The organism is Micromonospora sp. URMC 103 (assembly GCF_051386435.1).
Taxonomy (GTDB): domain Bacteria; phylum Actinomycetota; class Actinomycetes; order Mycobacteriales; family Micromonosporaceae; genus Micromonospora.
In genome coordinates, this window is record NZ_JBPQTR010000005.1 from 274,475 (window position 1) to 285,768 (window position 11,294).

Genomic DNA, 11,294 nt, shown 5'->3' on the forward strand with positions numbered 1-11,294 from the left:
GTCGGGATGGACACGATGCGCGCCGTGCGGGCGCACCGCAGGGGAGGGCCCGAGCAGCTCGTCTACGAGGAGGCGCCGCGGCCGGAGCCGGGGGCCGGCGAGGTGCTGGTGGCCGTGAAAGCCGCCTCGGTGACCCCCCACGAGCTCACCTGGGGGGCGACGTGGACGCACAACATGGACGGGAGCGGGCCCGAGCGGACGCCCATCATCCCGTCGCACGAGTTCTCCGGAGTCGTCGCGGCGACCGGTGAAGGGGTGGACGGCCCGGGCGTGGGGGAGGCCGTCTACGGGCTGGTCCCGTTCACCCGCGACGGCGCGGCCGCGGAGTACGTCGCCCTGCCCGCGACCGCCGTGGCGACCAAACCCGCCACGGTCGACCACGACCACGCCGCGGCACTTCCCCTCGCGGCGTTGACCGCCTGGCAGGCACTGGTCGATCACGCGGACCTGCAGGCCGGCCAGCGCGTGCTCGTGCAGGGCGGCGCCGGCGGCGTGGGCAGCTACGTGGTGCAGCTCGCGGCCGGGCTCGGCGCCCAGGTGAGCGCCACGGCGGGGGCGGACGACCTCGACTTCGTGCGGGGCCTGGGCGCTGAGCAGGTGATCGACTATGCGCACGACCGCTTCGAGGACCATGTCCGGGACGCGGACGTCGTCGTGGACCTCGTCGGCGGGGCCACGCAGTCACGGTCCTGGTCGGTGCTGAGGCCGGGCGGCGTCCTCGTCAGCCTTCCGGGGCCTCCCGACCAGCAGGAGGCGGCCCGACACGACGCGCGCGGGGTGTTCTTCGTCGTCGAGCCCGACCGGAACGCGTTGCGGTCCATCGCCGAGCGCGTCGACGGCGGCCAGTTGACGCCGGTGCTGGACCGCGTGCTGCCGCTCGCCGAGACGCGCGCCGGCTACGAGGTGCTCGAGACCGGCAAACGCCGTGGCAAGGTCGTCATCCACGTCGCCGACTGACGTGACCGGGGGAGCGGCCGCTACGGCAGGGCTGGGGTGGCGTCGGGCGCGGACGCGCGGAGTCGCGCCGCGTCCTGGCTCGGCGGCGCCCCGAACTGGCGGCGGTATTCGCGGCTGAACTGTGACGCGCTGTCGTAGCCGACCCGGCGGGCCACGCCCATGACGTCGTGCGGATGGGTGGCCAGGAGCAGCCGGGCCTCCTGGAGCCGGATCTGCTTCTGGAACTGGATCGGGCTCATGGCGGTGACCGACTGGAAGTTGCGGTAGAACGCGGACACGCTCATGCCGGCCCGCCGCGCCACGTCCTCCACCCGGAAGGACCGCGTGTGGTGGTCGCGGATCCACCGGACCGCGCGGGCGACGTGCGCCAGGTTGCTGTCGGCGAGGCCGAGCTGGCGGACCGCGGCGCCCTGCTCGCCGCTCACGAGCCGCCACAGGATCTCCCGCCTGATGAGCGGGGCGAGCACCGTGACGTCGCGGGGACGGTCGAGCAGTCGCAGCAGCCGGATCACCGCGTCGAGCAGGTCGTCGGACGCGTCGCTGACCGCGATGCCGGTCGGCGGCGTGCCGCCCACCGGTGGCAGATCGGCGGGGTCGGCCTGCAACAGCAGCTCGGCGACGGCGGCCGGTTGCAGCACCAGGCCGAACCCCAGTGCCGGCCGATGCGGGCTGGCCTCGGTGAAGTGGCCGGTGACCGGCAGGTCGACAGACGCCACGAGGTACTGCCCGCCGTGGTACTCGTACACCCGCTCGCCCAGCGCGAGACGTTTCGCGCCCTGCACGATGAGCGCGAAGACCGTGCCGGACATCGAGGCGGTGGGCGGGCCGACCCGCTCGACCTTCGACAGCAGGACGCCCTCGATGGCCGTCGTGCCGTCCGGGCGGGCGTGGCGGCTGATCAGGTCCCGCAGCTCGTCGAGGCGCATGGCAGCAATTGAACCACGCGCCCGATAGCCCAAATGTTTGGAGGATCGTGCAAGGGCGCAAGAGCATCGTTCTACCGGTTCCGCAGCCATGGTGGTGGTATTGGGCCAAGACCAATTCCCCCGGGGCGCCGCGGCGCTCCACGAACGGACAGGTAGGCGAAGCATGCGGGTCGCAATCGTCACGGGCGCCAGCTCCGGCATCGGGCAGAGCGCCGCCATCCAGATCGCCAAGCGCGGGGTGGGCGTGATCCTGACCTACGGCAGGAACCGCGCCGGTGCGCTGGACACGGTCGCGGACATCGAGAAGGAGGGCGGCGCGGCCGTCGCGCTGCCGCTGGACGTCGGCCGCAGCGAGACCTTCCCGGCCTTCCGTGACGCGGTCGTCGCGGCGCTGCGCGACACCTGGCAGCGGGACACCTTCGACATCCTCGTGAACAACGCCGGCTTCGGCCAGATGGCCATGTTCGAGGACACCACCGAGGAACTCTTCGACCGCTTCATGCGGGTGCTGCTCAAGGGGCCGTACTTCCTCACCCAGACCCTGCTGCCGCTGCTCGCCGACGGCGGCGCCGTCGTCAACGTCACCAGCAACTCGGCGCTGTTCTCCGGCCTGGAAGCCGGCTACTCGGCGTACGGCTCGATGAAGGGCGGCCTCACGGTGCTGACCCGGTACATGGCCAAGGAGTTCAGCCCTCGCGGCATCCGGGTCAACTCGATCGCTCCCGGCTCCACCCGCACCCGGATCGCCGACGACGCCTTCGCGCGCTTTCCCGAGGTGGTCCCGGCCCTCGCGGCGCAGACGGCGCTCGGCCGGATCGGCGAGCCGGACGACATCGGCCTGGTGATCGCGGCGCTGGCCTCCGAGGAGGGGCGCTGGATCACGGCCCAGAACATCGAGGTCTCCGGGGGTTACCACCTCTGATGGGGCGTACGTTCGACCTCAGCCGACCAGATCCGGTGGTCGGGCACACACGACGGGGAGACCGATGTTCACGATGTTGACCGTCATCCGGAAGAAGCCCGAGATCTCCACCGAGGATTTCCGGCGCTTCATGCAGGTCGAGTACGGGCCGACGTACGTCGGCCTGCCCCAGACCCGGGAGTACGTCCAGTACTTCCTCTCCGACGCGATGACCGACGACGCCGAACCGCCGATCGACGCGATCGTGCGGATCAGCTTCGAGTCGCGGGAGGAGATGCAGGACGCGCTCCGCTCGGAGAGCTACAAGAACGCTCACGAGCTGCGGAAGGCGTACCTGCGTGAGACGTCGGTCGGCATCCACTCCGCCGTGCTCGACCAGGAACTCCGGCTCGTCTGATCCGTGGCCCTCACGTCGGGGCCAGGACGAGGCTGGCCGTACGGTTGCGGGTCTCCTGCGCGAACGGACGCTGCGACTGGTCGGCGGACCTCAGGGTGAACGCCGTGAGCGGCAGGTCGCTCGCCTCGGCGAGTTCCCGCGCGGCGACCTGGGCCCGGCTCAACGCCGTCCCGGTTCCGCCGCTGGTCCGTCCGCCCGGGACGGGAACGCTGTGGCCCACCACGGTGATCGACACGTCGTCGAGCCGGCCGAGGCGGCGGCCGACGTCCGCGAGGAGCACGGCGCCGTCGTCCGTGAGGCGGGCGTCCCGGCTGAACAGACCCTCCCGGAAGTAGACCTCGACCGTGCCGGCCCGGCGTTTCACGACGACACCGGGCATGGTGAGGCGCGCGGCGATCCCGTCGAGCCGGGCGGTCAGCCGCTGGGCGGCGGCCGCCCGCTCGGCCTCGGCCTGGGCCACCTGGCGGGCCAGTTCCTCGGCGCGTCGCCGCTCGGCGTCGTCGATGCCCGCCGGCGACGGGGCGGCGGCAGCGGGCGCGGTCGACCCCGGCCGCACCGGGTCGCCGCCATCCACGGCGACGGCGCCACCGGCGAGGGCGGCGGCCGCCAGCACACCGCCGAGCACGGCGACACGCGCCGGCTGGGCGACGGGTCGTGGCCGACGCTTCCCGGCCAGGATGCCGGCGACCGCGCGGCGGCCCTCGGCGGCGCCCGCGTGCTCCGGGTCGACGGCCTGCACCCGCGCCCAACACTCGTCCGCGTCGTGCCAGCGGCCCTGCTGGGCGCGGACCCGGGCGAGCAGGTCGAGCGCCGCCGGATCCTCCTGGGCGGCCAGCCCGGTGAGCACGTTCGCCGCGGCCTCCAACTCGCCACGGCGTGCCGCGGCGGCGGCCCGGCTCACCGCCAGGTCGGTGTCGACGGTGGGCGCGCTCATCGGAGCGTCAACCCGATGACCTTGTCCTGCTCCTCGTCGGGAAGGAGCCGGACCAGCCTGCTGTTGACTGCGTCGAGCGCCCGCTCGTCGTTTCCGGCCAGCGCCTCGCGGCCCTCCTGGACCAGTTTCGCCGCCTCGCCGGCCGGGCGCATGCGCCCCTGCTGCTCGCAGAGCCAGTAGAACACCTGCACCGACCAGCCCGGCTGGCGGCGTTGCAGCTCGACGAGGTACGACGTGACCCGGTCGATCTCCGATCGGATACGCGCCGAGCTGCCGCTGTCGACGGCATCGGCCGCCCGCTGCTCCAACTCGGCGTGCTCCTGCCGGTCGGCCGGCTGCCCGGTGCGGGCCACGAGGTCCGCCGTCTCGGCGAGCAGTTCCCGCAGCTCGCGCACCAGCGCGGGCCGGTCGGCGGCCTCCTCGATGTCGTCGAGCTGGGCCTGCACCTCGCGCAGCCGGTCCTCGGCGGTCGCCGCGGCGCCGACGTCGACGCCGGCCGCGCGCACCTGCTCACGCGCCGTGGTCAGGGTGCCCTCCTCCGACAGCCGGTCCAGCCGTTCCCGGACCTCCGGCGTCCGCGCGGCCTGCGACTGGCGCAGGGAGTCCACCCGGCCCTCGACCTCGCTGAGGGTCTTCACGAGGTCCTCCGGCCTGGGCGCGCGTACGTCGTCGAGGTTGATCTCCGCGTCGAACTGGGTCTGGATGAGGGGGACGTCCGCGACCACGGTGACGAGATTGGACGAGTCCACCTCGAACGTCACCTCGACCTCGGTGCCGGCCGGCAGGTCGATCCGCAGGTCCACCGGGCGGATCTCCAGCATGCCGACCTGCCGGTTGCGGTCGGCGCGGCGACGTTCACCCTGCACGACGGGAATGCGGACGACGGCCTCGCCGTCGGCCCGGCGCAGGGTGCCCGCGGTGCGGAACACCTCGCGCGCCCGCGCCGGCAGCGTCGCCCCCTTGCGAAGCAGCGGCGCGAAGGCCCGGTCGGCCAACTGGATGCCGAGCGAGTGCGTGAGGCGTGCCCCGCCGAACTCGACCTCCCGGTGGGTGATGGTCAGCGAGTCCGGAACCACCTTCCGCGGCGCGCCGGTCGGGTCGGTGAGCTGCACGGTGAAGCGGGACGCCCGGTGCGGGTCGATGTCGACCTCGGCCACGAACGCGCCCGCGGCGTTCACCGCGATCCGGCCGGTCCGGAACGGCGGTTGGCCGTTCGGGTTGTCGAGCACCACGCCGTAGCCGGTCCAGTCCACAGCGGTCGCGGCGTGCAGCTTCCCGGCGACCGTGGGTGTCGTGGTGGTGACGCTCGGCTCGTAGGCCAGTTCGAGCCCGAACTCGTCGGCGGCCGGCTGGAACGACGCCGGTTCGGGGTGCCGGACCGTGCTCGCGAAGATCGCGGCGCCGCGGGCGACCACGGTGGTCGGGTCGAGGCTGGTGTCCAGCGCGATGCCGAGGCCGTCACGCGGGTCGGCGAGACGTTCCCGCAGCCCGGGGGCGAGTGTGACGCCGCCGACGAGCAGCAGCTTGTCGATGTCGTCGGGTCGCAGCCCGCCGTCGGCGAGCGCCTGTCGGCAGAGGTTGACGGCGCGCGCGTAGAACGGTTCGGCGACGCGGTCGAGTTCGTCGCGCCGCAGCGTGTACTCGAACGTCTCGGTGTCGCCGTCGCCCACCGTCAGCTCGACCGTGAGGTCGACCGCGTCCCGCCGCGAGAGCTGGATCTTGCCGTCCTCGGCGGCGCCCTTCAGCTTCGCGAAGTTCGCCCGCCAGGCGTTGTTGTCGCGCCGGAAGTCGGCCAGCCCGAACGCGGCCGCGGCCGCCGGGGCGAGGACCCGCTCGACGACCGCCCAGTCGATGAGCTTGCCACCGAGGTACGGGTCGCCGGCGTGGTTGAGCACCCGCAGGTCGCCGTCGCGCTTGCTCACCACGGCCGCGTCGAAGGTGCCGCCACCGAAGTCGAACACCAGCCAGTACGCCCGGTCGTCGGCGTCGTGGAAGCCGTACGCGAACGCGGCCGCCGTGGGCTCCTGGATGAGCGGGCACGCGGAGCTGAACCCCGCGAGGGTCGCCGCCTCCAGCGTCGCCTTGTTCTGGTTCAGCGAGAACGCGGCCGGCACGGTGATCACGGCGGCGCTCGGCGGGCTGCCGGCGTGGTGCGCCGCGTCGGCGCGCAGCGATTTCAGGACCTCGGCGGAGAGCTGCGGCGGGGTGAGCCGTACGCCGCCCTTGTCGAAGGTCTTGCCGGCGTCGGCCAGGCCCATCTCGAGCTTGAACTCGGCGGCCGCGTTGTCGGGATCGCTCTCCGCCCGTTCCCGCGCCTTCCGGCCGACGTCGACCACGCCGGGCTTGCGGATCCAGACGGCCGACGGCGTGATGTCCCAGCCGTCGTTGTTCTTGATGACGGCGACGGCGCCATCGTCCTCGACCATCGCGATGGCGCTGTTGGTGGTGCCGAGGTCGATGCCGAAGTCGATGGTGTCACGCATGGTCACTCCTCGGGTCGGGGGACGGGGTGGGGGTGCCGACGATGACCTGGCCCATCTGGATCAGACGGCCGTGCAGGTACACCGAGGGTCGTACGGTCTCGAGGACGGTCTCCGCCGTCAGGTCCGGGTTTTCCTGGTAGACGAGCACCTCGAGCGCCCGGCCGGGGTTGAAGGGGTCGCCGTCGTGGTCCTGCACGACCAGACCGGCCTCGGCCAGCGCGTCGCCGCAGGTGCGCAGGTAGCGGGCGGCCTGACGGTCGCGGGCGGTGGGCCGCTCGCCCGTCGGGGTGAGCTTGCGCTCGGCGCGCCACAGGTTCGTGGCGGCCGTCGCGAGCGCGGCCTCGTCGGGCGCCGGCTCGGTGGTCGGCTCCGGCTCCGGCTCCGGCTCCGGTGCCGCTGCCGGTGCCGGTTCCGGCGGGGGAGCGGCCGCCCGTGCCTGCGCCAGCAGGTGCTCCACCAGGCGGCACTGCTCGTCCGTCAACACGGGAGGGGGGATCCGAAACGCCCGGTGGTGCCGGCGCTGGCGCAGGTCCTCGCGGAGCCGGGTCAGCCGTGTCACATCGTCACCCCTCGTCGCCACAGGGTCAGCATGGGCAGGTAGCGCGCACGGAGTTCCGGCGACAGGTTCACCGCCTCCTCCATGAGGTCTGCGGCGCGGTCGAGCTGCCCGGCGCGCCGGGACAGGCCCAGGGCTTCCTCGGCGAGCCGGAGGGCACGCGCGCTCGGCGGGGGAGGCGCCGACGCTCCCGCGCCCGCGCCCACCGCGCCGCCGCTCGGGCCGAACGCGGCGCCGCTCGCGCCCACCGCGCCGCCGCTCACGCCCAGCGCGGCGCCGCTTCGCCGCCGGGCCCGCAGCTCCGCGGCCAGGACGCCCGCGGAGGCGGGCCGGTCCGCCGGAGCGGTCCCGAGCGTGGCCAGCACGATCTCGTCGAGGTCCGCGTCCACGTCCGGGTTGTAGCGGCTGGGCGGCAGCGGCGCCCGCGCGAACCGGCTCGGCGAGTACGACGACAGCGGTCCGCCGTCGTCGTACGGCAGGCGGTTCGTGAGCAGCAGGTAGGCGATGGTGCCGACGGACCAGACGTCGCTGGCCCGCGAGTAGCCCTCCCGGCGCAGCACCTCGGGCGCCATGAAGGCGAACGTCCCCTGGGCGCTCGCGAGCATCGTGAACGGGTCGGCGCGCTTGGCGAGCCCGAAGTCGCTGATGCGGACCCGCATGCCGGTGCTGTCGTACCCCACGAGGATGTTCGCGGGCGTGACGTCCCGGTGCAGGATCGGCGGGTCCTGGTCGTGCGCGACGGTCAGGCCGGCGGCGATCTGCTCGACCACGTTGACCACCAGATCGACGGGGACGGTGGGGGAGTGGGCGCGGGCCAGCCGTTCCAGGCTGCCGCCCGCGACGTACTCCATGGTGAAGAAGCCGCGGACACCTCTGGCCGTGCGCACCGTGCCGGCGTCGAACACGCGGACGATGTTCGGATGCCCCAGCGTCGACAACAGGCGGGCCTCCTCGAGCAGCGTCCGGGTCTCGTCGAGCGACGCGACCCGCTTGAAGACCTTCATGGCCTGCCAGCCGAGGTACTCGTGACGGACCCGGTGCACCTCGGCGAACGCGCCCTCCCCGAGCATCCGGTCCACGACCAGCGTCTCGGTCACCCGGTCGCCGTTGTCGAGCAGGGTCACCGGCCGTCCTCCGCCGCGCCCGGCGTGTGGACGTTGAGCCGGTAGCCGATGCCGGTGACCGTCTCCAGGATGCGCGGCGCGGACGGGTCGGCCTCGATGCTGCGCCTCACGGCGCGCACCACGCCGGCCAGATCGGCACGCGTGTAGGACCGGCTCGGAGGCCACTCCTCGGGCGGGCCCCACAACGCCGTGATCAGCTCCTCGTGGCCGCACGCCACGGCGGCGCCGTTGCTGCTGCGACCCACCATGTACCGCAGCAACTGGTGGCCCTGTGGCCGCAGGCCGGTCACCGCGGTCTCGCCGTCGGCGTCGCAGCGGTACGCGCGCGCCTCCACCCAGTCGTAGCGCAGGGCGGGCCCGCGTACGGGCACGGCGGGCGGCGGCTCGAACGGCGCGGGCTGCGTGGTGTGCGGGTCGAGCAGCGTCAGTTCCCAGTAGAGCGGCTCGCCCTCCGGCGACATGTCGCCGAGGACCAGCAGCGTGTCGCCGTGCCGTAGGCGCCGGCGCCCGACCAGGCGTTCGGTGCGCCCGTCGAGCGTCCGCAGCAGGGTGCCGTTGACGCTCGCGTTGTCGGTCACCGACCACCCGCCGTCCACCACGTCCAGCGTGCAGTGCAGCCGGCCCACCCAGCGTTGCGGGTCCGGTTCCAGGGTCACGTCGGGCGCGTGGTCGGGTGCGGTGCGGCCGACGGTGACCGGGCCGTCCGTCAGCTCCACCCCGGCGACCCTTCCCTCGGGCGAGCGGACGCGCAGCATCCTGGTCGGTGGCGTGGCGGTCATCGCCAGATCCCTCCCTGGAAGAGCTCGTCGTCCGGCAGGTGCGCCAGGCAGGCCACGTAGTCCGGCGGTGTGGGCTCGCTCCACCACGGCGGCCAGGCGGCGGTGACGGTGTACCGGCCGGGCAGCCTGTGCGCCTCCGCCAGCTTGCGGCACGCCTGGCCGGCGTCCTGCGCCACCGCGTCCTCGCTGGGCCACGGCCCGGACACCTGGGGATAGCCGAGGATCTGCGCCCAGTGCGGCTCGTCGCAGCGCACGATGGGCACGACCTCGTCCCACCGGCCGGACTGCGCCATCTGCACGCAGGAGCCGATCGGAGGATTTTCGAGGCTGCCCTGGCGCGACGTCAACGGCATCAGCGCGGCGACCTCGGCCTGGCTCGGGCTCGCCAGGGCGGCCCGGCCGCTCCACCGTGTGCCGTCGATCCGGCGCGCCGCGCACGTCGCGTAGTTCGCCTCCGGGTCTCCCTCCTTCCAGTCCGCTCCCATCGGATAGATCACCTCGGTGGCGTAGGTGTGGGGGGACAACCGGGACTGCATGACCTTCTCCGTGCACAGGAACATGGCCAGCCGTGCGACCTCGGTGCCCGGGTCCGCCGACGCGCCCGTCGCCAGCGGCACGTACGCCACCACCTCGGCCCAGTGCTCCTCCGCGCAGTCCACGACGCCAACGGCCCCGTCGCCGTCGCGCCAGTCGTCACCGTCGGCCACGCAGGCGACCAGCGCCGGATTGTCGGCCGGACGCGGGCCGTGCGGATTGACCCGCTGCGGCTCGGACGGACCGGTGACCCGCTGGTACAGCAGGTAGAACAGGACCAGGAACGCGCACACCGCCACGACCCCGAAGACCCGACGGCGGCGCGGCCCCGCGTACGCCGGTCGGTACGGGGTCTGCGCCGGCCGGTAGCCCGACCCGGAGCCGGCGTTCAGCTCCGCGAGCATCTGCCGGATCACCGCGGCCAGGGCCTCGTCGTCGGTACGGGCGAGCAGGGTACGCAGGAACTGCCCGGCCGCGTACCGTCCGTGGTTCCGCTCCAGCTGCTTCACCGTCGCCCGGAACTCCCGAAGCGCCCGTTCCTCACCGACGAACCCGTCGCGGTTGTCGCGGATCCTCCGCACGGTCTCCGGGTCGGTTGCGAGTTTCTCGGCCTCGGCCAGCCAGGTGCGCACGTCGCCCTCGTACCGCCCGCTCCTCGCGTGCTGGGCCACGGCGCAGTTGTTGAGGACCACGGCGATGCGGTTGCGTACGGTGCTCGTACGGCGGTGGCGGTCGGCGGGCGCCAGCCCCTCCAGGCGGGCGAGAGCGGGATTCGCCTGCGCGTGGACCCGCGCCACGGCGTCCTCGACGTCGCCGGAGTCCACGAGCCGGTGCAGGTCGCCCACGATCTCGTCGAGCTTCTCGTACTGCGGGCCGGCGGCCTCCTCGATGAGCCGGTCGCGGTCCCGCTCCGCGACGGGCCAGTCGGCGAGGCTCCTGCGCAGCGGGGCCGGGTAGTCCGCGGTCGCGGCCATCCGCAGCAGCGGCTGCACGAGCGCCGCGGGCAGCTCGGCGCGGAGCGCGTCCACGACCGACGCGTCGAGTTGGCGGTCGTCGAGCCGTTCGATGCGGTGGTGCAGGTGGCGCCAGAACGCGGCGGACCGCAGGGTGGACGTCCAGGCCGCGGCCGCCGTCGTCCACCGCTCGTCCACGCGGCCCGCCATGGCCAGCGCCAGCACCTCGGCCGGCTCCATGCCCAACGCGTCGGCGTGCGCCTGCGCCGCGCGGTCGTGGTCGGCGTGCGTGGTCTTCGGGCACCCACAGCCGTCGGGCGTGCCCCAGGGGGCGAAGATCTCGTGGAGCAGGCGACGCCGCGGATCGCCCAACACGACGTCGAACGCGGCCCGCAGCTCCTCGGGGCCGACGGACGGGCCCAGACCCTCGACGTCCGCACCCACCTTGAGCGCCGCCGTGAACCGCTGCTGCCGGCGCCGCGCCGTCGGCCGGTCCACGTCGACCGGCAGGCCGGTGACCCGGAACGCGTTGCGCCGGTACAGCTCCGGCCCGGCCAGCTCGCGCAGGCCCGTCAGTACCGTCTCATCCACGCCGGCTCCCCAGGAACGCACTACCTACGCGACAGATCGGCTCATTCCCTGAGAACGTAACGTCCCCAGCGAAACCCGACGATGTGCGGCTCGCCGAACATCATCGTCCATGATGGAACCCGTGTTCCGGCTGCCGTC

General features: G+C 73.5%; 10 protein-coding genes. 3 read left to right on the forward strand and 7 right to left on the reverse strand.

Annotated features, from left to right (window positions below; genetic code table 11):
- Nucleotides 1-6 precede the first annotated feature (6 nt).
- The gene (locus tag ACSNOA_RS14530; RefSeq protein WP_436658671.1) at nucleotides 7-957 is read left to right on the forward strand and encodes an NADP-dependent oxidoreductase; all 951 of its coding nucleotides are present in this window, start codon (nucleotides 7-9) and stop codon (nucleotides 955-957) included.
- Between the two features lie 20 nt (nucleotides 958-977).
- Here ACSNOA_RS14530 and ACSNOA_RS14535 read toward each other — a convergent pair whose 3' ends face one another.
- Nucleotides 978-1,883, reverse strand: a complete 906-nt coding sequence (locus tag ACSNOA_RS14535) for an AraC family transcriptional regulator (RefSeq protein ID WP_436658673.1) — start codon at nucleotides 1,881-1,883, stop codon at nucleotides 978-980.
- 163 nt (nucleotides 1,884-2,046) lie between these two features.
- On the opposite strand from ACSNOA_RS14535, the gene ACSNOA_RS14540 reads away from it, so the two are divergent.
- Both ACSNOA_RS14540 and ACSNOA_RS14545 read left to right on the forward strand, forming a co-directional pair.
- Entirely contained in the window at nucleotides 2,047-2,805 is a 759-nt protein-coding gene (locus ACSNOA_RS14540; protein WP_436658675.1) for an SDR family NAD(P)-dependent oxidoreductase, read from the forward strand.
- Nucleotides 2,806-2,869: 64 nt separating this feature from the next.
- Nucleotides 2,870-3,202, forward strand: a complete 333-nt coding sequence (locus ACSNOA_RS14545) for an EthD domain-containing protein (RefSeq protein WP_436658677.1) — start codon at nucleotides 2,870-2,872, stop codon at nucleotides 3,200-3,202.
- 10 nt (nucleotides 3,203-3,212) lie between these two features.
- Here the strand turns inward: ACSNOA_RS14545 and ACSNOA_RS14550 are convergent, their stop codons facing one another.
- The 6 genes from ACSNOA_RS14550 to ACSNOA_RS14575 are packed head-to-tail and all read right to left on the reverse strand — an operon-like array spanning nucleotide 3,213 to nucleotide 11,156.
- Nucleotides 3,213-4,136, reverse strand: coding sequence for a hypothetical protein (locus tag ACSNOA_RS14550; RefSeq protein WP_436658679.1), 924 nt, complete (start codon nucleotides 4,134-4,136; stop codon nucleotides 3,213-3,215).
- Entirely contained in the window at nucleotides 4,133-6,619 is a 2,487-nt protein-coding gene (locus ACSNOA_RS14555) for an Hsp70 family protein (protein WP_436658681.1), read from the reverse strand. The genes ACSNOA_RS14550 and ACSNOA_RS14555 overlap by 4 nt, the downstream gene beginning before the upstream one ends.
- Nucleotides 6,612-7,178: a hypothetical protein gene (locus tag ACSNOA_RS14560; protein ID WP_436658683.1), complete on the reverse strand. Its 567-nt coding sequence runs from the start codon at nucleotides 7,176-7,178 to the stop codon at nucleotides 6,612-6,614. Before ACSNOA_RS14560 ends, ACSNOA_RS14555 begins: the two co-directional genes overlap by 8 nt.
- Nucleotides 7,175-8,299: a serine/threonine-protein kinase gene (locus ACSNOA_RS14565; protein ID WP_436658685.1), complete on the reverse strand. Its 1,125-nt coding sequence runs from the start codon at nucleotides 8,297-8,299 to the stop codon at nucleotides 7,175-7,177. The genes ACSNOA_RS14560 and ACSNOA_RS14565 overlap by 4 nt, the downstream gene beginning before the upstream one ends.
- Complete coding sequence (locus tag ACSNOA_RS14570) at nucleotides 8,296-9,078, reverse strand: FHA domain-containing protein (protein ID WP_436658687.1); 783 nt, start codon at nucleotides 9,076-9,078, stop codon at nucleotides 8,296-8,298. Before ACSNOA_RS14570 ends, ACSNOA_RS14565 begins: the two co-directional genes overlap by 4 nt.
- Entirely contained in the window at nucleotides 9,075-11,156 is a 2,082-nt protein-coding gene (locus ACSNOA_RS14575) for a septum formation family protein (protein ID WP_436658689.1), read from the reverse strand. The genes ACSNOA_RS14570 and ACSNOA_RS14575 overlap by 4 nt, the downstream gene beginning before the upstream one ends.
- Nucleotides 11,157-11,294: the final 138 nt, after the last annotated feature.